The 21356-nt window shown below is 64.9% G+C and carries 18 protein-coding genes; 11 read left to right on the top strand and 7 right to left on the bottom strand.

From position 1 onward, the window contains the following. Positions 1 to 108: 108 nt before the first annotated feature. From D3I60_RS16605 to D3I60_RS16595, 3 genes are all read right to left on the bottom strand, one after another. Positions 109 to 831 (bottom strand): DsbA family oxidoreductase, encoded by a 723-nt coding sequence (locus tag D3I60_RS16605; protein WP_262777716.1) that lies wholly within the window; start codon positions 829 to 831, stop codon positions 109 to 111. A gap of 46 nt (positions 832 to 877) precedes the next feature. Next, a complete protein-coding gene (locus D3I60_RS16600) occupies positions 878 to 1954 on the bottom strand; it encodes an Rv2578c family radical SAM protein (protein WP_262777714.1) in 1077 nt (358 codons plus the stop codon). Positions 1955 to 2015: 61 nt separating this feature from the next. Further along, on the bottom strand, positions 2016 to 2546 hold the full coding sequence (locus tag D3I60_RS16595; protein WP_262777712.1) for a flavin reductase family protein: 531 nt from the start codon (positions 2544 to 2546) through the stop codon (positions 2016 to 2018). 311 nt (positions 2547 to 2857) lie between these two features. On the opposite strand from D3I60_RS16595, the gene D3I60_RS16590 reads away from it, so the two are divergent. The 6 genes from D3I60_RS16590 (at position 2858) to D3I60_RS16565 (ending at position 11287) form a co-directional block, all read left to right on the top strand. Continuing rightward, positions 2858 to 4189: an MFS transporter gene (locus D3I60_RS16590; RefSeq protein ID WP_262777710.1), complete on the top strand. Its 1332-nt coding sequence runs from the start codon at positions 2858 to 2860 to the stop codon at positions 4187 to 4189. Positions 4190 to 4247: 58 nt separating this feature from the next. Further along, positions 4248 to 5627: an LLM class flavin-dependent oxidoreductase gene (locus D3I60_RS16585; RefSeq protein WP_262777708.1), complete on the top strand. Its 1380-nt coding sequence runs from the start codon at positions 4248 to 4250 to the stop codon at positions 5625 to 5627. A gap of 89 nt (positions 5628 to 5716) precedes the next feature. Then, positions 5717 to 7000, top strand: a complete 1284-nt coding sequence (locus D3I60_RS16580) for an MFS transporter (protein WP_262777706.1) — start codon at positions 5717 to 5719, stop codon at positions 6998 to 7000. A gap of 113 nt (positions 7001 to 7113) precedes the next feature. Then, positions 7114 to 8604 (top strand): MFS transporter, encoded by a 1491-nt coding sequence (locus D3I60_RS16575; RefSeq protein ID WP_262777704.1) that lies wholly within the window; start codon positions 7114 to 7116, stop codon positions 8602 to 8604. A gap of 333 nt (positions 8605 to 8937) precedes the next feature. After that, the gene (locus tag D3I60_RS16570) at positions 8938 to 10455 is read left to right on the top strand and encodes an NCS1 family nucleobase:cation symporter-1 (RefSeq protein WP_262777702.1); all 1518 of its coding nucleotides are present in this window, start codon (positions 8938 to 8940) and stop codon (positions 10453 to 10455) included. A gap of 13 nt (positions 10456 to 10468) precedes the next feature. Continuing rightward, positions 10469 to 11287: an aspartate/glutamate racemase family protein gene (locus D3I60_RS16565; protein ID WP_262777701.1), complete on the top strand. Its 819-nt coding sequence runs from the start codon at positions 10469 to 10471 to the stop codon at positions 11285 to 11287. On the opposite strand, the gene D3I60_RS16560 is transcribed toward D3I60_RS16565, so the two are convergent. Both D3I60_RS16560 and D3I60_RS16555 read right to left on the bottom strand, forming a co-directional pair. Further along, a complete protein-coding gene (locus D3I60_RS16560) occupies positions 11185 to 11952 on the bottom strand; it encodes a GntR family transcriptional regulator (RefSeq protein ID WP_262777700.1) in 768 nt (255 codons plus the stop codon). The genes D3I60_RS16565 and D3I60_RS16560 overlap by 103 nt on opposite strands. 13 nt (positions 11953 to 11965) lie before the next feature. Next, on the bottom strand, positions 11966 to 13639 hold the full coding sequence (locus tag D3I60_RS16555; RefSeq protein ID WP_262777698.1) for a DUF885 domain-containing protein: 1674 nt from the start codon (positions 13637 to 13639) through the stop codon (positions 11966 to 11968). 118 nt (positions 13640 to 13757) lie between these two features. Here D3I60_RS16555 and D3I60_RS16550 point away from each other — a divergent pair, with 118 nt between their 5' ends. From D3I60_RS16550 to D3I60_RS16540, 3 genes are all read left to right on the top strand, one after another. Then, the gene (locus tag D3I60_RS16550; protein ID WP_262777697.1) at positions 13758 to 14954 is read left to right on the top strand and encodes an MFS transporter; all 1197 of its coding nucleotides are present in this window, start codon (positions 13758 to 13760) and stop codon (positions 14952 to 14954) included. A gap of 121 nt (positions 14955 to 15075) precedes the next feature. Beyond that, a complete protein-coding gene (locus D3I60_RS16545; protein WP_262777696.1) occupies positions 15076 to 15873 on the top strand; it encodes a nitrilase-related carbon-nitrogen hydrolase in 798 nt (265 codons plus the stop codon). Between the two features lie 60 nt (positions 15874 to 15933). Next, on the top strand, positions 15934 to 16629 hold the full coding sequence (locus tag D3I60_RS16540) for a TetR/AcrR family transcriptional regulator (RefSeq protein ID WP_262777694.1): 696 nt from the start codon (positions 15934 to 15936) through the stop codon (positions 16627 to 16629). Positions 16630 to 16746: 117 nt separating this feature from the next. On the opposite strand, the gene D3I60_RS16535 is transcribed toward D3I60_RS16540, so the two are convergent. Further along, entirely contained in the window at positions 16747 to 17127 is a 381-nt protein-coding gene (locus D3I60_RS16535) for a hypothetical protein (RefSeq protein ID WP_262777693.1), read from the bottom strand. Further along, complete coding sequence (locus D3I60_RS16530; protein WP_262777691.1) at positions 17124 to 18704, bottom strand: acyl-CoA carboxylase subunit beta; 1581 nt, start codon at positions 18702 to 18704, stop codon at positions 17124 to 17126. Before D3I60_RS16530 ends, D3I60_RS16535 begins: the two co-directional genes overlap by 4 nt. A 67-nt stretch (positions 18705 to 18771) precedes the next feature. Between D3I60_RS16530 and D3I60_RS16525 the strand changes: the two genes are divergently transcribed. After that, a complete protein-coding gene (locus tag D3I60_RS16525; protein ID WP_262777690.1) occupies positions 18772 to 19644 on the top strand; it encodes a biotin--[acetyl-CoA-carboxylase] ligase in 873 nt (290 codons plus the stop codon). Next, positions 19644 to 21341: an adenylate/guanylate cyclase domain-containing protein gene (locus tag D3I60_RS16520; protein WP_262777688.1), complete on the top strand. Its 1698-nt coding sequence runs from the start codon at positions 19644 to 19646 to the stop codon at positions 21339 to 21341. Before D3I60_RS16525 ends, D3I60_RS16520 begins: the two co-directional genes overlap by 1 nt. Positions 21342 to 21356: the final 15 nt, after the last annotated feature.

Here is a 21356-nt window from a genome sequence, read left to right as displayed (position 1 = left end):
CAGCAGACAGCCCTGCCTAGACCTCTTGTTATTGCTACCTGACGGCGGCCCAGCAACCTCGCGCGAGGTTGCTGGGCCGCCGTCAGGTAGCAATAAGGGGTGTTTCGGTCAGTTGCAGCCGTCGGGGCCGCAGACGGCGCCGACGGCGAAGTCCTTGCCCGCTGACTGCGGAGTGTCGGCGAGCACCGTGAGCTTCTGTCCTTCGTCCCAAGCCGTCTCGAGTGCCTGAGAGAAGACCTCCGCCGGCTGGGCTCCGGAGATCCCGTACTTGCGGTCGATGACGAAGAACGGGACTCCATTGGCGCCGAGCGAGCGGGCCTCACTGATGTCGGCCCGTACCTCATCCGAGAATTCATCGGTTGCGAGGATCCGGCGGACCTCGTCGGGATCGAGACCGATCTCACTTCCCACCTCGGCGAGGTAGCCGACGTCACCGATGTCGCGACCCTTCTCGAAGTGGCCCGAGAGCAGCATCTCCTTGGCCTCTGACATCAGTCCGTGGGTCTTGGCGAAGTGGAGGAAGCGGTGGGCGGTGAAGCTGTTGGCCACGACGATCGAGTCGAAGTCGTAATTCAGGCCGACTCCGGCAGCCTGCTGTGTGACATGGTCGAACATCTGCCGCACCTGAGCGGCGGGCATGCCCTTCATCTGACTGAGGTATTCGGTCTCGGTGCCGTCGAAGTGATCGGGCAGGCTCGGATCAAGCTGGAAACTGCGCCATTGGACGTCGACGTCATCCCTGTGAGCGAAGCCGTCGAGGGCATCCTCGAAGCGACGTTTTCCGATATAGCACCAGGGGCAGGCGATGTCCGACCAGATCTCAATCTTCATATCAACGCGAACCGTGCCCATCTCATGGTTATTCCGCAGGTCCGGCTCAGAACAGAGCCTGCTGTGATGGGGCGGCGAGCTGCTGCGTCGGAGCCGTTGCCGCGCCCGCCTTCTCCAGCGTTCGGCTCGAGTCTGGGCGACCTCGCATCCTCGAAGTCGCAGGGTAGTCGTCATCGTTGCGTCCGCGCAGGTCATAGCGGTCGATGAGGGGGTTGATGCGCTCACTGAGCCACCGACGATACTCCTTCGAGGCATAGGATGAGCCGGCGTACATCCTGCGATAGCGGGGTAGCAGCTCGGGGTGGTTGCGTTCGAGCCATTCGAAGAACCATTCGCGGGCGCCGGGACGTAGGTGCAGCGCCCCGTAGACGACTCGTGCGGCTCCGGCGACTTTGATCGCCCGAAGCGCGGATTCGAGGTGGTCACGGGAGTCGGTGAGCTTCGGCATGATCGGCATCATGAACACGGTGACATCGAACCCGAGATCGGCGGCCGCGCGCACGGTGGCCAGCCTGGCCTTCGTTGTCGGCGTGCCGGGTTCGAGGCTCTGCTGCAGAGCGTCGTCGTGAACGGCGATCGACATGCTGATCTCAACAGGAGCGTCTTCGGCAGCGCGGGCCAGCAGAGGCAGATCCCGTCGCAGCAGCGTGCCCTTGGTCAGAATCGACATCGGAGTCGACTGCTCGGCCAGTGCGCTGATGATCCCCGGCATGAGGGAGTAGCGGCCTTCGGCGCGCTGATAGGGGTCGGTGTTCGTGCCGAGCGCGACATGGTCTCGCGCCCATCTCGGGCGCGCCACCTCGGCGGCGAGGACGTCGGCGATATTGATCTTGACGACGACCTGGCGATCGAAGTCCGTCCCGGAATCGAGGTCGAGGTATCGGTGAGTGTTCCTGGCGAAGCAGTACACGCAGGCGTGTGAGCAACCGCGGTAGGGGTTGACGGTCCAGGAGAAGGGCATCGAGCTGGACTGGGGAACCTTGTTCAGCGCCGACTTCGCCAGCACCTCGTGGAAGGTGATTCCTGAGAATTCCGGCGTCTGCACCGACCGGACCAGTCCCTTCGCCCCGAAGAGGACAGGTGTGCCGGGGTCGGTGCTGCCGCTCGCTTCGTTCCACCGCATGACATCATTCGAACACAAGTTCGAATGCGAGTCAAGGGTGGGGCATGGCGTTCAGACGGGGTCAGGAAACGCGCAGCCCCTTGAACTCACTGCGGTGGAAGACCAGGGCCTGGGGTCCGTCGTCATTGCGAGTGCCGAGGATCTCGAGCAGGGCCACGGTGTGGTCGCCGGCCGCGACCTCATCGTAGAGCCGGGTCCAGAGGAACGCTGAGCTGCCGGGGATCGTCAGTGCGCCTCCGGCGGTGACCTCAGGGCTGACGCCGGTGAATCGTCGACTGCGATCCTTCGCCGCCAACTGCCTGGCCAGGTGCTCTTGGTCGGTGCCCAGCAGGGAGATCCCCAGCTCGGGAGCTCGCCGCAGGGTGGGCCAGGTGGTCGATGTGTTCTGGACGGCGACGCTGACCAAAGGCGGATCGAGGGAGACACCGACGGTGAGGGTGGAGGCGACGAGACCCAGTGGCGCCGCATCGATTTCGGCGCCGATGAAGACGACTCCCTGGGGAAAATGGGAGAAGGCCTCGCGGAGAGCCTCGGGTGTTGCCGGGGTCACCGGGGCCGGTGACTGTGCGGTGCGGTCTGCCAAGAGTGTCATTCCTTCACCTCTGCGTTCGTTTGGTTATCGGAGTCTCAAATACCAGCTGATCCGATGAAGTCCGCTGATCCGTTGAGCAATCCAAGAGTGTGGGTTCGTCTGTCGGGGTCGTTGAGGTCGATCATTGCAAAGCGGAAGCGCCGGTGTCGTGGCCGAGTTCATATGAAGACGACTTATGACCGCATATGACGCTGAGAGTCGGGGCGTGACGGAAGCGTGCGGCCGGTGACGGGGTTCGGGCATAGATTGCTCAGCGAATCATGTGCTCGTCTGGAAGCGAGCCGTCCGACCCCGCCGCAGAGGAGAACCCTATGACGCAGACGCCGGTCACCGCACCGAGCACCCAGGACCCGCCGCAGCGGCTCCTGTCCGGAAAGAAGCGGGTGCTGGCCTCGGCCTTCGCCGGGACGACGATCGAGTGGTACGACTTCTACCTCTACGGCACCGCCGCGGCCCTGATCTTCAACGTCCAGTTCTTCCCCTCCGACAGTGAGCTCGGCAGCCGACTCGCGTCCTTCGCTACTCTCGCCGTCGGATTCTTCGCTCGGCCCTTGGGCGGAATCGTCGCCGGCCACCTCGGCGACCGTGTCGGTCGCAAGGCTCTGCTCGTCGTCTCCCTTCTGTCCATGGGGACGGCGTCGACGCTCATCGGCCTGGTCCCGAACTTCGACGCCATCGGCTGGTGGGCCGCTGTCTCCCTCGTCGTTCTGCGTATCGTCCAGGGCCTGTCGGCAGGTGCCGAGTGGGGCGGATCGGCTCTGCTGTCCGTCGAACATGCGCCCGCCCGCAGACGCGGTCTCTTCGGATCCTTCACTCAGATCGGATCGGCGGCGGGAATGCTGCTGGCCACCAGCTCCTTCTTCCTCGTCCAGACCCTGATGAGTGATGAAGCGTTCGAGGCCTTCGGCTGGCGCATCCCCTTCCTCGCCTCCGCACTGCTCGTGGCACTGGGACTGTGGATCCGCCTCGGCGTCTCCGATGCACCTGAGTTCCAGGAGCTCAAGGAATCCGGAAAGGTCGCCAAAGCACCGCTGCGGGAGGTGCTGACCGCTCATCCGCGGGTCCTGCTCGTCACCATCGGACTGCGCCTGGCACAGAACAGCGTCTTCTACCTCATCACCGTCTACATGCTCAGCTACCTGGCGGAGAATCGCGGCGATTCGACCTCGGGAGTCACAGCCGTCATGATCGCCTCGGCGGTCGGACTGGTGACCGGACCGGCTTGGGGGTGGGCCTCGGACCGGATCGGTCGCAAGCCCGTGACGATCTTCGGACTCATCGGCATCGCAGTATTCGGCTGGTTCTTCTTCGCCTTCCTCGACGCAGGCCCACTGGGACTGCTGCCCCTGGTCGTCATCCTCGGCATGAATCTGGCTCACGATGCCGTCTACGGTCCCCAGGCAGCCTGGTTCGCCGAACAGTTCCCCATCGAGGTCCGCTACTCGGGTGTGAACATGGGCTACCAGCTGGGCACCGTCATCGGCGGCGGAATCATGCCGATGGTCGCGGCCCTGCTCTACGTCGCCGGCGGCCACTCGCCGTGGCTCATCTGCGGCTACCTCACCCTGCTGTGCGTCCTCTCACTCATCGCCGCCATCGGCGCCAAAGATCCTGCCCGAGCGCTCGCCCGCACCGCGGCCTGAACACACCCGCCGCTACTTCGGCCCACACTCATCGCACCACCATGATTAGGAGACTCCCATGACGAAACCGATCCTGCTCAATGCCTTCGACATGATGACCCCGGTCCACCAGTCACCCGGACTGTGGCGCCACCCGGAATCGAGAGTAGACGAATTCACCCAGCTGTCCTTCTGGACGGACCTGGCCAAGACCCTCGAGGACGGCGGATTCTCCTCCCTCTTCCTCGCCGACATCCTCGGCGTCTATGACGTGTACGGCGGCAACGCGGATGTCACGAACCGTGGGGGAGTGCAGTTCCCACTGCTCGACCCCCTCGTCGCCGTCCCCGCCATGGCCGCAGCCACGACGACGCTGGGATTCGGTGTGACCGCCTCGGTGACCTATGAGAAGCCCTACCTGCTCGCCCGCACCCTGACCACCCTCGATCACTTCACGAACGGTCGTGTGGCCTGGAACATCGTCACCAGCTATGTCGACTCCGCCGCCCGCAATCTCGGGCTCAAGGGCCAGATCCCGCACGACGAGCGCTACGACCGGGCCGATGAGTTCATGGAAGTCATGTACAAGCTGTTCGAGGGCTCGATCACTCCGGACGCACTCAAAGCCGATGCCGACGCCAACGTCTTCGTCGACCCGAACGAGGTCCACGACATCGGCCACGACGGCAAGTTCTTCACCGTTCCCGGTCAGGCGCTCGCCGTCCCCGGACCGCAGGGCACCCCGCTGCTCTTCCAGGCCGGCGCATCCAAACGCGGCCAGGAATTCGCGCTCGACCATGCCGAGGCGATCTTCTTCTCCGGGCCGACCCCGGAGATCCTGCGCAGCTGGGTCGACAAGGTTCGTGACGGACTCGAAGAGCGCGGACGCGCCCGTGATGCGGTGAAGATCTTCGCTCTGGCCACCGTCATCGTCGACGACACGGACGAAGCCGCCGAGGCTCGCCTGGCCGACTATCGCCGCTACGTCGACACCGAATCCGCGCTGTCCCTGTTCGGCGGATGGACCGGAGTCGACCTCTCGGGAGCTGACCCCGAGGACACCCTCGAATACGTCTCGACCGAAGCCAACCAATCCGCGCTCGCCTCCTTCACCACCATGGCCGGAGACAAACCCTGGACGATTCGGGACCTCGCGGAGTTCGTCGCCCTCGGCGGACGCGGACCGGTCATCACTGGATCGCCGGAGACCATCGTCGACGAATTCGAACGATGGATGGACGAAGCCGATATCGACGGATTCAACATCGCCGCGGCAGTGCGCCCGGCCGATGCCGAACGCTTCACGAAGTACGTCTCACCCGAACTGCGCCGCCGCGGACTCCTGCCCGAACCGGCCGCGGGTGCCACGGTGCGCGAGCAGCTCACCGGGGCCGGCCCCCGCCTGGCCGAGGACCACACGGGTGCCCGGTACCGCCTCGGCGAGGGTGCCCGCGTCTGATCACAGGGGGTCTGACGAATCGGGGAACGGCCGTGGGGCATAATGGTCTGCGGCCGTTTTCCGATCCGTGAACCGAACTGAGACCGCGAATGAGTGCATCGACTCCGCTGACCACCACTGATGATTCGGGCGATCGCGGATACCGGCGCAGAGCTCTCGTCGCTGCGGCTGTCGGCTACGGACTCGACGGCTTCGACCTTCTCATTCTCAGCTTCGCCCTGTCGGGCATCATCGCCTCATTCGGGCTCAGCGACGTCGAAGCCGGGTCCCTGTCGACGATCACTCTGCTCGGCGCCGTGGTCGGCGGAATCGTCTTCGGTGCCCTCGCTGACCGTCACGGCCGGGTACGGGTGCTCACCTGGACGGTCCTCATCTTCGCAGTGTTCACCGGACTGTCGGCGCTGGCACAGGGGTATTGGGATCTCGCGGCCTACCGGTTCATCGCCGGAATCGGAATCGGCGGTGAGTTCGGCATCGGCATGGCCCTGGCCGCCGAGGCGGTGCGTGCCGACCAGCGAGCGCGGGCCACATCATGGGTGGGAGTGGGTTTCCAGCTCGGCGTATTCGCCGCAGCCGTCGTCTCGGCTCCCGTCATCGCCCTGTGGGGTTGGCGGGCGCTGTTCGTCATCGGTCTCGTTCCCGCTGTCTTCGCCTTCGTCATCCGTCGCGGAGTCGAGGAGCCGGAGACCTTCATCCGGGCCCGGAAACACGAGGAGACGGAGGCCGAAGTCGCCCGTGGGAACCTCGAAAAGGACGGAGTACCGACCTCCTTCGGTGCGAAGATCGCCGCGCTGTTCAAGGATCGGGACACGGTGAAGATCACCCTGGCCCTGACGATTCTCACCAGCGTGCAGAACTTCGGCTACTTCGGAATCATCACCTGGCTGCCGAACTACCTGTCCGAGCAGATGGATCTGGGAGTCACCAAGGGTTCGCTGTGGACAGCGGTGACGGTCATGGGAATGCTCGCCGGAATCCTCATCTTCGGTCAGGTCGCCGACCGCCTCGGTCGACGTCCCGCCTTCTGGATCTTCCAGGCCGGAGCCATCGTCACCATCCTCGCCTACAGCCAGTTCACCGATCCGAGTGCTCTGCTGGCCGGCGGATTCTTCATGGGCGCCTTCGCCAACGGAATGCTGGGAGGCCACGGGGCGCTGCTTGCCGAGCTCTATCCCACGGCGATCAGGGCGACGGCGCAGAACGTCATCTTCAACATCGGCCGTGCCGTCGGGGGACTGGCTCCGGTCGTCATCGCCCTTCTCTCAGGGCATCTCGGCTTCGGCTTCGCTCTGGCGCTGCTGCCGATCATCTACCTCATCCAATTCCTCGCTATGTTCCTCATTCCGGAGCGCCGCGGCCACCGCCTCGACTGAGCTGTGAGTCCGGGTGCAGCGATCCTGGGTGCGCTGTGCCTGTCCCGGTGTTCGTGACGAACTGTGACGGCAGGTGACAGCGCGCGGCCGCCGCGACACCATACTTGTCGACTGTGACTTCGACAGATCCCGCCGCGAACGCGGCACAGACCCCCTCCGCGGCCGCTCATAACAGGCAGGCCGGAATGCAGACTCCGCGCGTGGTCTCCTCGGCAGCCGATATCCATTCGATCCTCGCTGAATTCGGCTCTCAGGGGACGAAGACGACGGCGGTGATCATCCTCGCGCTCGGCGGGATCTTCATGGACGCCTACGACTTCTCCTCCCTGGCCTTCGGCATCACCGCCATTCAGGAGCAGTTCGGCCTCAACGGTTTCATGACCGGACTCGTCAACGCCTCGATCATGGTCGGTGCCGTCATCGGCGCCCTCTTCGGCGGATACCTCGTCGATCGTTTCGGGCGGTACCGACTCTTCATGGCCGATATGGTCTTCTTCGTCGTCGCAGCCATCGGCTGCGCGGTGGCACCGAACGAATGGGTCCTCATCGCTTTCCGCTTCGTCATGGGCATCGGCGTCGGTCTCGACTTGCCGGTGGCGATGGCCTTCCTCGCCGAATTCTCCAAGCTCAAAGGCAAGGGGAACCGCTCGCAGCGGGTCAACGCCTGGTCGCCGGCCTGGTACTTCGCCACCGGTATGGGCTACGTCATCGTGCTCATCATCTTCATCACCCTGCCCTACGACCAACATGCCATTCTGTGGCGCATCGTCGTCGGCTTCGGTGCCGTGCCCGCGCTCATCGTCCTCCTCGTTCGTCGCCGCTACCTTGCCGAATCACCCGAATGGCTGGCCAACCAGGGCGATCTGCGCGGCGCCGTCGAAGTCATGCGCAGCCATCACAACCTCAATGTCGAACTCGCTCCCGAGGGGGAACGTGCGGCCGCGAATGCCTCGGACAGGTCGGCCAGGGGCGGACGGTGGGCCGGGTTCGCCGAACTCTTCTCCCCCCGCTACCGGGTCCGTACGATCGTCGCTCTCTGCGTCTCCGTGTTCTCGACGTTCGGCTACAACGCCGTCGCCTACGGCACCCCGCTCATCATCACCACGCTCTTCCATCAGACTCCGCTGATCACGATCATCGCCTCACTGGTCATCAATCTGGGCTTCGGCACGCTCGGGGGACTCCTGGGCATGAGCATCGTCAACCGCTTCGGGACCCGAAGGATCACCCTGTTCGGATTCGTGATCCAAGCCCTGGCGCTGGGAACGCTGGCGATCGTGGGCATCCCGAACGGGGCTCTCGTCCTCGTCGCGGTGGCCATGCTCGCGGCGTTCGTCTTCGCTCAGGCCGGGGGACCGGGAGCGAACCTCATGAACTATGCGACCCTGTCGTATCCGACCCGTCTGCGCGGAATCGGCATCGGTTTCAACCAGTCGGTCCTGCGTGCCTTCTCGATCGTCTCACTCATCATGTTCCCGATTCTTGCGGCCTCGCTGGGCACCGGCGTGTTCTGGATCGTCGCCTGCGCACCGCTGGCGGGCGCGATTGCCGTCGGCATCGTCGCCTGGGATCCGACGGCCAAGGACGTCGAGCACGAAGACTGAGGCCCGCGACCAGCGGTGACTGCCCAGAGCAGTTCACTTCAGGTGTGACGAGCCCGAGAGGCCACGACCAGCGGGAACGGTCACAATGAGAATGAATGGTATGCCATCGAGCGAAATGCTCGTTCGGCCGTTCCCCGGCCGCGTCCCCGCGCGACCCGGATGCGTTTGCGAGCCGCATATGTAAGGGTGCAGCGAAATCGACCGGCCTGATTCATTGCCAGTGGGGTGTGAGCTGGGTTACTCTGAATCGGTCAGAGGAACGGTGCCACAGAGCTGTGTTTACTTTTTTGGTATCCCAGTTTAGGCGCTGACTGGATCCAAGGAGTGGACTGCATGAGGAAGACCGAATCGGCGGAGGCACCAGTGCCCGCACGCCTGGGGCCCAGCCCCGAACAGTTGGCGGCTCATCGCATCAGTCCGCGCTTCTACAACGCCGATCTCGCCCCGTCCCGCAAGGAGGGGCGCAGTTGGACGGCCTACAGCGTCTTCACCCTGTGGGCCAACGATGTGCACTCTCTGGGCAACTACGGCTTCGCTCTCGGACTCTTCGCACTCGGCCTCGGCGCCTGGCAGATCCTCGTCGCCCTCCTCGTCGGTGCAGCCCTGCTGTTCTTCCTGCTCACCCTCTCCGGTTTCATGGGCTACAAGACAGGCGTGCCCTATCCGGTGATGAGCCGGATCTCCTTCGGCATCCACGGGGCCCAGCTGGCCGCCTCGGTGCGGGGCATCGTCGCCATCGCCTGGTTCGGCATCCAGACCTACCTGGCCTCGAGCGTCCTCAACGTCATGCTGTTGACGATGTTCCCCGGACTGCAGTCATGGGCCGATGCCGAATTCCTCGGACTCTCCGGGCTCGGCTGGTTCTCCTTCACCCTGCTGTGGGTCATCCAAGTCATCATCGTCAGCTACGGGATGGAGATGATCCGCCGCTACGAAGCCATCGCCGGACCGATCATCCTCGTGACCTTCCTCGCCCTGGCCGTCTGGATGCTCATCCGCGTCGACTTCTCCATCGCGTGGTCGACCGACGACGCGCTCAGCGGCTGGGAGATGTGGGCGCACATCTTCGGCGGAGGCGCGTTGTGGGTGTCCATCTACGGCACCTTCGTGCTCAACTTCTCCGACTTCACGAGGGCCGCGAAGAAGCGCGGCTCGATCGTCGTCGGCAACTTCTGGGGCATTCCGGTGAACATGCTCGTCTTCGGACTCGTCGTCATCTCGCTGGCCGGCGCACAGTACAAGATCGACGGCACCGTCATCACATCACCGGCCGATATCGTCCAGTCGATCGGCAGTCCGGTCCTGCTCGTGCTGGCATCCCTGTCGCTGCTCCTGCTCACCATCGCAGTCAACCTCATGGCGAACTTCGTCGCCCCGACCTATGCGCTGACGAACCTGTTCCCGCGCCACCTGAACTTCCGCAGCGCCGCCATCATCTCCGCCGTCATCGGCTTCGTCATCCTGCCCTGGAATCTGTATGACTCACCGGTGGTCATCGTCTACTTCCTCGGCGGACTCGGTGCCCTGCTCGGACCCCTGTTCGGTGTGATCATGGTCGACTACTGGGTGGTGCGCAGAACGAAGGTCAACGTGCCCCAGCTCTACACCGAAGCCGGCGACGGTGAGTACTTCTACCACCGCGGAGTCAACTGGCGAGCCATCGGAGCCTTCATCCCCGCCTCGGCGATCTCACTGGTCTTCGCACTCGTACCCGCGTTCTCCGGCATCTCCGAGTTCTCCTGGTTCTCCGGGGCCGCGATCGCCGCGCTCATCTACTTCGTCATCGCCCGCCGCGACTTCACTTTCCGTGAGGTCGACGGCGAGGAGATCGCCGTCCCGACCCATCACTGATCGGAGCCGAATCGTGAGAATCCTCATCGTCAACGTCAATACGACCGAGTCCATGACCGAGGGCATCGCCCGCGTGGCACGGCAGGCCGCCTCGGCGGGAACCGAGATCATCGGTCTGACCCCCGAATTCGGAGCCGAATCCTGCGAAGGCAACGTCGAAAGCCATCTCGCGGCGCTCGGCGTCATGGACGCCGTCCTGAAGTATCCCGGCGAATTCGACGCCGTGATCCAGGCCGGGTACGGAGAGCACGGCCGCGAGGGCCTGCAGGAGCTGTTGGACGTGCCCGTCGTCGACATCACCGAGGCGGGAGCGGCCCTGGCAATGTTCCTCGGCCGTCGCTATTCCGTCGTCACCACGCTCGACCGGACCCTCCCGCTCATCGAGGACAGACTGCTGTTGGCCGGTCTCGACTCCCACTGTGTGTCCGTGCGGGCATCGGGAATGGCCGTGCTCGAGCTCGAGGAGAATCCGCAGGCTGCGATCGAAGCGATCACCGATCAGGCCGCCGAGGCGGTCGACCGTGACCGTGCCGAGGTCATCGTGCTCGGCTGCGGTGGGATGGCCGAGCTCGGGGCGACGATCACGGAGCGCTGTGCCGTGCCCGTCGTCGACGGGGTCGCGGCCGCCGTGCGCCTGGCCGAATCTCTCGTCGGTCTGGGGCTGAGCACGTCGAAGGTGCGCACCTATGCGCCTGCCCGTGAGAAGAAGCTCAGCGGCTGGCCGCTCGGTCAGTCGACGTCGGCCGGATCCGCTGCTATGGGCTCTGCATCCTCTGCGGCGGGCACCGCGACTGACTCTGCGGCGGGATCGGCGGCGGCTGGATCGGCCTGAGCTTCTTCGGGCCCGGTCTCGGCCAACCGCTTCGAATGCTTGTCGTGCTGCTCCTGACTCGTTCCCAGATGACGACCGGCCAGCGAACCGGCCAGCGTCTGATCCCGGCGGGCGATGGCGTCGAAGAGCTCGGCATGCTCGGTGGCGACGACTGCAAGGTCATCATGCTGACTCAGCTGCCACCGCATCCGTGAATCCAGCAGGGCGCCGATCTCGCCGAGGAGCTCATTGCCCGAGAGCTCGGTGACGATGGCGTGGAATTCTGCGGCACAGCGATGGGCACCGGCGACGTCCCCGGCATCGGCGAGCTCTCTGCCCTTGAGCATCGTGGCCTCCAGTCGGGCCAGGCCCTCGCGGGTATGGCGCTGAGCGGCGAGCTCGAACGAGAGGACGTCGAAGACTGTGCGCACCTCGTTGAGGTCGGCGATGTCGCTGGGGGAGAACTCCCTGACCGTCGACCAGGTGTTCGGACGGTTCGTCACCAGCCCTTCCGAGGCGAGTTTCTTCAGCGCCTCGCGGATGGGCACCCGGGAGACACCGAGTTCCGTGGCGAGGTTGCGTTCGACGAGCCGTGAACCCGGTCGACGGTGGCCTTCGATGATCTCATTGCGCAGCGCCTCGGTGACTCGCGTGGTCTCCGACTGGGGACTCTCGGCAGACTTCATCCGGTCCCTCACCTCACTGTGAGCGCTTCATGGCACGGCCCAGAGTATCGAGGCCGACCGAGCCGAGGCCCAGCGCCCGGGTGTGGAAGTCCTTGAGGTCGAAATCGGCACCCGCAGCAGCCTTCGCCTCGTCACGGTACTGCTCCCACAGTCGCTGACCGATCTTGTAGCTCGGTGCCTGCCCGGGCCAGCCGAGGTAGCGGTCGAGCTCGAACGCCAGGAACGACCGGTCCATGGCCACATTGTCGGTGAGGAACTGCCATGCCTTCTCCCGGTTCCAGGTCCCGCCGCCGAGGCTCTCAGGTGCCTCGAGGCCGAGGTGGAATCCGATGTCGAGGACGACACGGGCGGCACGGAGCCGCTGCGAATCGAGCATGCCGAGATAGTCGCCGGGGTCGTCGAGGAAACCGAGATCTGCCATGAGCTTCTCCGCGTACAGAGCCCATCCCTCACCGTGGCCGGATACCCAGCACATGAGGCGGCGCCAGCGGTTGAGGGTGTCGGAGACGTAGGTGGCCTGACCGACTTGCAGATGGTGGCCGGGCACACCCTCGTGGTAGACGGTGGTCTTCTCCTGCCAGGTGGCGAAGTCCGTGACGCCTTCGGGCACCGACCACCACATGCGGCCGGGTCGGGAGAAATCGTCGGTCGGGCCGGTGTAGTAGATGCCGCCGGTGGCCGAGGGGGCGATCATGCACTCGATCGTGCGCACGGGTTCGGGAATGTCGAAATGGGACTTGCCGAGTTCGCGGATCGCCTCATCGGCCACACCCTGCATCCAGTCCCGCAGCGCCTCGGTGCCGTGCAGGGTCCGCTGCGGGTCGTTGTTGAGAGCGTCCATGACCTCGAACAGGTCGGCGCCGGGCATGATCTTCTCTGCCACTTCTCGCTGTTCGGCGTCGATGCGCTCGAGTTCTTCGAGACCCCATGCATAGGTTTCATCGAAGTCCACTTCGGCGCCGAGGAAGTCCCGGGAATACAGCGCGTATGCTTCGCGACCGCACGCTTCGTCTTCTCCGGCGGCGGGCAGTACCTGTTCGCCGAGGAATTCGGCCAGGTCCGCGGCGGACTTGCGGGCCGCCTCGGCGTGGGTGTCGAGATCCGAACGCAGAGCGTCGGGAACATCGGCACCGGCGACGAGACGATCGAAGTTGCTGCCGGGCTCGGCCAGGGCGCGGGCCTGTTCGATGACCTTCTCGACCTGGATACGGGCGGCGACGCGACCGTTGACACGCGCCATCGCCAGGGACTCCTGGTATCCGGCCAGCGAGCCGGGCACGGCAGCCAGGGTGGTCGAGATTGTCTCCCAATCGGCCACGGTCTCCGTAGGCATGAGGTCGAAGGCGTCGCGGACCTGCTGCAACGGAGATTCGATGACATTGAGGCTGGCGTGCTTGATCCCGGCAGCGAAGTAATCCCGGTCGACGCCGAGGCGATCACGCATCGCATCGATGGTCACGAGGTCGACATCGTCGAGGTCGGAAGAGTCCGCAACATCATCGAGGCGAGCCAGCGTCCGGACGGTGACGTCATTGAGCGCGGAGAGTCCGGCCGGCGAGAAGTCGTCGAAGCCCTGTGCACCGTCGAGTCCGAGGTAGAGGGCGAGAGAGGGGGAGAGGGCGAGCATGTCATCGACGTAGCCTTCAGCGACCGCATCGACAGCGGAGGGGGTTCTCTTCACAGTCATGACAACCACCCTATCGCGAGCTGAGTCACATCCGCGGTGGACCGGACCACGCAATCGCTGAGAACCCGCTAATGTGTCACTGTTCCCCGCAGGCAGCAGAAAGTGAGACCGATCTCCAGTGGCACGAGCGAAGCTGTGGACGAAGGACTTCATCGTCGGAATCGGGCTCAACCTTTCGATGTCGATGGTCTTCTACCTGCTCATGACGTCGATGGCCGGGTACGCGGTGGCGCGGTTCTCCGCCGGCGAGGCCGCCGCCGGCTTCGCCTCCTCATCGTTCGTCGTCGGTGCCGTGGTCGCTCGCGTGCTCACCGGGAAGTATCTTGACTTCATCGGGCGGCGCAAACTGCTCATCATCACCATGGCGGTCTCCGTGCTCGCCTCCCTGGCCTATATCTTCGCCGGCGACCTCACTCTGCTCCTGACGCTGCGCATCGTCCACGGAATCGCCTTCGGCGCCGGGAACACGGCGATCATGACGGCCATCCAGAGCATCATTCCGGCCTCCCGCAGGGGAGAGGGCACCGGGTACTTCGGCACGGCGACGACCCTGTCGACGGCGCTCGGACCGTACCTCGGCGTCATTCTGCCCCGCGAGTTCGACTTCGTCATGCTCTTCGTCGCCTCGGCGTTCATGTCCGTCCTCGCCCTCATCTGCTGTTTCCTCATCCGGCTGCCCGTGCAGGAGATCAGCGACTATCAGCGGCGCACGAAATGGCATCTCAAACTCGGCACCCTCGTCGATCGGGACGGGCTGCGGATCGGCTCGGTCATGCTTCTGGCCGGCATCGCCTACGCGGCGGCGCTGGTGTTCCTCGCCGGCTATGCGACCGAGCATGGCGTCGCCTCCGCCGCGTCCCTGTTCTTCGTGGCCTTCGCCGTGGCCTCCCTGTTCGCCCGGCTGTTCGTCGGACGGCTGCAGGACACCTTCGGCGACAATGCGGTGATCTTCCCCGTCTTCATCGCCGATATCGCCGGCAATGTCCTGCTGGCGCTGTGGCCGACGATGACGGGGATCGTCCTCGCTGGAGTGCTCATCGGTCTCGGCTTCGGCTCCCTCATGCCGTGCATGCAGGCCATCACCGTCAAATCCGTGCCGATGAGCCGTGTTCCCGTGGCCACCGCGTCATTCTTCCTCCTCCTCGACGCAGGGTCCGGCATCGGCCCGGTCGTCCTTGGATTCCTCTATCCTTTCACCGGCGGAAACGGAATGTTCTTGGTCTGTAGCGGACTCGTCGTGGTCGCCATCGGCGTGTACGTGTGGGTGCACGGACGCCGCCGAGGCGGTCGCCCCGGCCGCGAATACCTCACCTGATCCCTCCCAGAACTACCTGACGGCGGCCCAGCAACCTCGCGCCAGGTTGCTGGGCCCCCGTCAGGTAGCAATTGGGGAGGGTGGGCGCGATAGGCTGGAAATAACCGACTGGAGGATGAGAATGAAGTTCGCGCTCGCTCAGATCAACACCACCACCGAGGTGGCCGACAACCTTGAGAAGGTCCGTTCCTATTCCCGTCGGGCCGCCGCGGCAGGCGCACGGTTCGTCGTCTTCCCCGAAGCGACGATGTCGGCGTTCGGATCCGGCCTGCGCACCATCGCCGGGGAGCACACCGAGTCGTGGCGGGCCGCGCTGAGCGAGCTCGCCGCCGAGACCGGAATCACCGTCGTCGTCGGCGAATTCGCGGCGACGGACGACAAGGTCATCAACCTGCTCGCCGTCTATTCCCCCGACCGCCAGCGCAGCGACTATGCGAAGATCCACCTCTACGACGCCTTCGGATTCAAGGAGTCCGATACCGTCGAAGCGGGAGAGGCACCGGTGCTCTTCACCATCGACGGCGAGGACATCGGCCTGGCCCTGTGCTACGACATCCGGTTCCCGAAGCTCTTCGCCGAACTCAGCCGGCGGGGCGCACGCCTGACCGTCGTCGCCGCCTCCTGGGGTGCGGGACCGCGCAAGGCCGAACAGTGGGAGATCCTCGCTCGCGCGCGTGCCCTGGACTCGAATATGTTCATCGCCGCCCTCGGCCAAGCCGATCCCGAAGTGACCGGCGTCCCGGTTCCGAAGAAAGGGCCGACCGGGGTCGGCCACAGTCTGGTCTCCGACCCCCTCGGGAAGGTGCTGAACTCACTCGACGGTGCCGAACGACTCGAGATCGTCGAGATCGACCTCAACGCTGCCGACACCGCGGCAGAGACGGTTCCGGTGCTCACGAACGCTAAACTCGGGTACTGAGCTCGAAACGGGCGCTCAGCACATTTCCGGTGAAAATGCAGCGACTGCAATACTGTTCTCATGAGTTCTGGTTCAGAGGTCCAAGCGTCACCGCCGGTCGAGGGACTGCGCGAACGCAAGAAGCGTGAGCGCGGTCAGGCTCTTCGCCGTGCCGCCATCGACCTGGCCCTGGAGAAGGGCTATCACAACGTCACCGTCGAAGACATCTGTGAGCGCTGCGGAGTCTCCCGACGGACCTTCTTCAACTACTACTCGTCGAAGGACGAGGCGCTGCTCGGTCGCGCGGACACCGTCTTCGACGAAGAGGACCAACCGGCCATCGAGGAATTCGAAGCCGGGGGACCCCATGGGCGCCTCCTCGCCGACCTCGAACATCTGCTCGCATTCATCGTCGCCACTCGGATGGAGAAGCGCGACGATATGCACCAGTACCATCTCATGCTGAAAAGGGACCCGTCGCTGATACCGCTGCAGATGTCGCGGATGGGCAACAACGAACGGCTCTTCCGGCAGATCATCCAACGCCGACTCGACGGGACCTCCTCGGCGCCGGTGGACGTCATGGGGGCTCACTCCGGTGACTATGCCGACGACGATATCGAAGTCTCCCCACGAGCCGAAGCCGTCGCCGCCTTGGCGATGATGGCGCTCAAGGCGACATTCACCCGTATGCGACGAGTCGACGGAGATCCGGGACCAGTGATCGACAGACTCTTCGACGAACTGCGTGCGCTCTTCCGCGAAGAAGCCGATTAGAGATACAGCAGTCTGGAAAAGAGGACCGTCGGTCGCCGCTGCCGTTTAACTCGACAGTGGGCACGGGAGACCCGACCTCAGTACGGGAGTCCGTTGAAGGCCGGAGCCGACGGGGCCTCAGCGACCCAGGTGCTGGTCCCAGGTCTGAGGGAGGCGCTTGCGCACATTGCGGCGTGGAGCCCGGAAACCCGCCCGATCGCCCTTGCGCGTTTCGGACTCGGCCTCCGCGCTGGCCTGCTGGGCCGCATAGGCGATCGCCACCTGACGGATCGCCACGACCGCGGCCACAGCCGCCGCACTGGCCATCTCGTCGCTGATCGGTTCGCCGTCATCGGCGCGCACCTGTGAGCGTCCCTCCACGGAGGGCACCCGCAGCGCCCCGTCTGAGGCTGTGGCCTCGCCCTCCTCGGCGGCCGCGTCCTCGCCGGGGCCGGTCACCTCGGCGTCGACTTCGCCGGGCAGGTTCGCCTCGGCGTCGGTCTGCAGATCATCGCTCATAGGGGGATGTTACCGTGCTTGCGCGCGGGAGCGTCGACGTGCTTGTTCTTCAGCGCACGCAGGGAACGCACGATCCGGCTGCGGGTCTCGCTCGGCTTGATGACGGCGTCGATGTAGCCTTCCTCGGCGGCCAGGTACGGGTTGAGCAGCGCATCCTCGTAGTCCTGGATGAGTTCGGCACGCGCCGCTTCGACGTCCTCTCCGGCCTCTTCGACGGCCTTGAGCTTACGACGGTAGACGATGTTTGCCGCACCCTGGGCACCCATGACCGCGATCTGCGCGCTCGGCCAGGCGAGATTGATATCGGCACCTAGCTGCTTCGACCCCATCACGCAGTACGCGCCGCCGTAGGCCTTGCGGGTGATGAGGGTGACGAGCGGAACGGTGGCCTCGCCGTAGGCGTAGATGAGCTTGGCGCCGCGGCGGATGATGCCGCCGTACTCCTGGTCGGTGCCCGGCAGGAACCCGGGCACATCGACGAAGGTGAGGATCGGCAGGTTGAAGGCATCGCAGAGGCGCACGAAGCGTGCGGCCTTCTCCGAGGCGTCGATGTCGAGGGTGCCGGCCAGCTGCATGGGCTGGTTGGCGATGACGCCGACGCTCACACCTTCGACGCGGCCGAAGCCGGTGACGACGTTCGGAGCGAAGAGCTCAGATACCTGCAGGAAATCGCCGTCGTCGAGGATCGTGGTGACGACGTCGAGGATGTCGTAGGGCTGCGAAGGCGAATCCGGCATGAGCGTATCCAGCGCCTCGTCCTCTGGAGTCACCGACAGATCGGACTCGAACTCATCGGCATCGGCTGGGTCGAGGTTGTTCTGCGGCAGGAACGAAAGTAGATCGCGCACATAGTTGAGCGCATCGTCCTCATCCGAGGCCAGGTAGTGGGCGTTTCCGGACACGGTATTGTTCGTCCGTCCGCCGCCGAGCTCCTCATGGCCGACGGACTCTCCCGTGACGGTCTTGATGACGTCGGGACCGGTGATGTACATGTGGCTGATCTGATCGACCATGATCGTGACGTCGGTCAGTGCGGGGGAGTACACGGCGCCGCCGGCCGAGGGACCCATGATGAGCGAGATCTGGGGGATCACTCCCGACGAGGCGACATTGAGGCGGAAGATCTCGGCGAACAGCGCAATCGATCCGACGCCTTCCTGGATCCGGGCGCCTCCCGAGTCGTTGATGCCGATGATCGGGCAGCCGAGCTTGAGAGCGAGCTTCTGCACCTTGACGATCTTGCGGCCGTTGGCTTCGGCGAGGGATCCGCCGAGGACGGTGAAGTCGTGAGCGAAGACCGCGACGGTCTTGCCTTCGATCGTGCCCAGTCCGCAGACGACTCCGTCACCGTCGGGGCGGTTGTTCTGCATCCCGAACTGGTGATTGTGATGGCGGGCGAATTCGTCGATCTCCTGGAAGGAGTCGGCGTCGAGGAGAGCGTCGATGCGTTCACGGGCGGTCTGTTTGCCGCGCTTGTGCTGGTTGTCCACCGAGCGCTGATTGCCCGTGTGGGCTGCTTCTCGGCGCTGGGTGAATGCGTCGATGCGCTCGGCTGTGGTCCGTGGAGTATCCGTCATGTCTCCACAATAACGATGACGTGAGATTTCGTTGTGCACTCTCACCAAAAGAATCTAGAGTGGACTGGTGAACAGCCAACACAATTCCCTCCTCGTCGACGTCGACTCCGTGCGCCGCACCGCTGCGGACCGAGGCTTCTCGCTTCCTCCGCTGATCTGGGACGATAGCTGCACGTCGACGAATGACGAACTTGCGCGAATGGTCCGAGAAGGAGCCGACGCCGGTTCGCCCGTGGCCGAATTCACCATTCGCGGCACCGACTTCCAATGCGCCGGACACGGCCGACTGGGCCGGACCTGGACGGTGCCCGCCCGCCGGTCGCTGACGTGGTCGATTCTGCTCACACCCCCGGCCGGGTTCTCCCAATGGGGATGGATCCCGCTCATCGCCGGTGAAGCCGTACACTCCGCCGTCACCGAGGCGGGGGTGCCCGCCGCGATCAAATGGCCCAACGACGTGCTCACCGCCGAGGGCAGGAAGCTGTGTGGGATCCTCGCACGCGTCGAACCCCTGGCCGGCGGACCGCAGACCGTGTTGGGGATGGGGCTGAACACCCGGTTGGAGCCTGCTGATCTGCCGCGCGAAGACGCGAGCTCGCTGGCGATCGAAACCGGAGTCGACGGTTCAGAAATTGATCATGAAGCGTTGCTAGTCTCGATTCTCGGCACACTGATCCCCTGCTACAGAGAGCTGATCGACTATGGAGATGAGGATTTCCGCGACAGCCGCACAGCGCGGAGAATGCGTGATCATATGGTGACGCTCGGGTCGAGGGTCCGGGTGGAGAAACCCGACGGTTCCGACATCATCGGCACCGCCACGGGGCTGGACGCCGGAGCCGACCTCATCATCGACGATCAGGTGTCGCTCAGCGCCGGCGACGTCCACCATCTGCGTCCGGCCGCGTACCCGACCGCTGCGGAGAGGAGCGAAGACTGATGGCGGTTTCGGACTTCACCGCCGGATTCGACATCGTCGAACCGGAACGGCTGGGCACACCCGAGGTCGGAGAAGCCGCAGGCACCTCCACGGAGACTCGGACGGCCGACGTCGGCATCCAGTCGCACAGCGACACGCCCAGGTCCACCGACGCATCGCAGCCGACCTCTCAGTCCCCGTCCGATGTCGCACCCCGGACGGAGTCGGTTAGCCGGTCCGACCCTGATTCTTCGCCGAGTCCGGAGTCGAAGGACGACGGTGAGACCTCGTCGACCGCCGAGGCGGACGACCGTTCCCCGGAAACCCTCCCCGAGGAGGCGGCCGCGTCGAGTGCGGGCGTTGCGTATGATGACGCCGACGGCGACGACGAGCCTGTCGGCGGTCTGACGGGGTCCGCTCCTCAGGCAGGAGAGGTAGGCGTGCAGCTCGCCGACGAGGTCACGGCTGATCCCGGCGCAACCCCCGCGGATGCTGTCGATGCGTATGCGGCCGACGCCGACCCGGACATCGACGTCGATGAGGACTTCTTCAGCGGACTGCGTGAGGATCCGCGCACCACAGCGCTGCCGATCATCGACGAGGACGACGCCGACGGAGCTCTCGACGCGGACGGTCCCGACTTCGACGACACGATCTATGAGACCCGAACTGCGGCCGAACGACTCGAAGAGATCCTGCTCGACGGCAAGCGCGTCCTCAACCGACGGGAGGCCGCGAAACTCGGCGGGATCTCCACGGTCTCGGCCCGGAAGATGTGGCGGGCGCTCGGCATGTCCCAGGCGAAGCCGACGGATAAGGCCTACACCGTCAGCGATGCGCACGCCCTGCGGATCTGGGCCAAGCCCGTCGCCGACGGACTCATCGACCAGACCACTGCGCTGTCCCTGGCCCGGGCGATCGGTCAGACGACGGACCGCCTCGTCGTCTGGCAGATGGAGACTCTCGTCGAATTCCTCACCGAGGAGAAGGGACTGACCGACCCGGAAGCACGCCGGGATGCCCTGGCCGTCGTCGAAGAGATGATCGACCCGCTGCAGAAGATGCTCACCTACTCCTGGCGGCGCAACCTCGCCGACGTCATGGGTCGTCTCAACGTCAACGTCTCCGACGGGCTGGCCATGGACAACCGGCAGGGCTGGTACGACTCCTCGATGCCGTTGGCCCGCGCCGTCGGGTTCATCGACCTCGTCTCCTTCACCCGCCTGTCACAGAAGATGGAGCCACGGCAGCTGGCGGACATGGTCCAGGAGTTCCAGGGCATGGCCTACAACATCGTCGCCACCGGCGGCGGACGGGTCATCAAGACCGTCGGCGATGAAGTGTTCTTCGCCGCGTCGACCCCTCTGGCCGGGGCCGAGATCGCCATGACGCTGATGGAGCGTGTCACCGCCGCCGAGGACCTGCCCCAGGCGCGCGTCGGCTTCGTCTGGGGACGGGTGCTCTCCCGCCTCGGCGATATCTTCGGCTCCAGCGTCAACCTCGCCGCCCGTCTGACAGCCGTGGCCGATCCCGGAACGATCTTCACCGACGAGGAGACCGCACGAGTGCTCTCGGCCTCGGACGACTACGTCTTCGAACCGCGCGATTCGATTTCGCTGCACGGACTCGGCGAGACCGCCATCGGTGAGATGAAGCGCGGCACCGCAGCCAAGATGCGCCTCGACCTCGACGACGATCCCGAGAACTCAGACCAGTGACCGACGGCTGAGCCC

Source organism: Brevibacterium permense, from assembly GCF_025506275.1.
GTDB classification, from domain to species: domain Bacteria; phylum Actinomycetota; class Actinomycetes; order Actinomycetales; family Brevibacteriaceae; genus Brevibacterium; species Brevibacterium permense_A.
The sequence above is the reverse complement of the archived record's forward strand: the minus strand, read 5'-3'. Positions and strand labels throughout refer to the sequence as shown.